This window comes from Candidatus Thermoplasmatota archaeon, assembly GCA_022848865.1.
Lineage (GTDB): Archaea > Thermoplasmatota > Thermoplasmata > RBG-16-68-12 > JAGMCJ01 > JAGMCJ01.
In genome coordinates, this window is the sequence record JAJISE010000119.1 from 1 (window position 1) to 575 (window position 575).

1 protein-coding gene is annotated in these 575 nt (G+C 63.7%); it reads right to left on the reverse strand.

The genetic code is table 11. The features are described from left to right. Nucleotides 1-560: aspartate--ammonia ligase (locus tag LN415_09965; GenBank protein ID MCJ2557403.1), on the reverse strand; the 560-nt coding region annotated here is incomplete at its 3' end. Nucleotides 561-575 lie beyond the last annotated feature (15 nt).

Genomic DNA, 575 nt, shown 5'->3' on the forward strand with positions numbered 1-575 from the left:
ATGCTGAGCGGGATCTCGTCGTTCAGGATCGCCTGGTGGTAGGGGAGCTCGAGGAAGTCGGTCTGGCCCGTGATCTCGAGCTGCTGCTTGAGCGTGTCCTTGGTGACGCGGACGCCCATCGAGGTCAGCTCGTGGCGGCGCTTCGTTACCGGGTTCCAGACGAGGATGTCGCCGTTCAGGCCGTGCATCGGCCGACCGTCCGCCGAGGTCGTCTCCGTGACCCAGTCGTCGTAGTCCGCCGCCCGCATCTCGTGCGGGTAGCCGTCGGCCAGCACCCAGCCAATGCCGTAAATGAAGATCGCCGGATACTCCTGGACGATCGCCGTCTCCCGCTGCTTGCGCGGGAGGTCGGGGTACTTCGCGAGGATGTCCTCGGCGTGGATGAACGTCAGCTTCTCCGGGAGGTCCGGGTACTTGTCCGTCTTCAGTTGCGGGAAGAGCTCGTGGACGTACGTTTCGGCGCCCTTGATGACCTTCCAGATTTTCTCGACGACCTCCGTGAGGAACCGGAGGTTTCGCTGTTCGGGCGTGATCGCCAGCTCCCAGTCCCACTGGTCCACGTAGCAACTGTGATC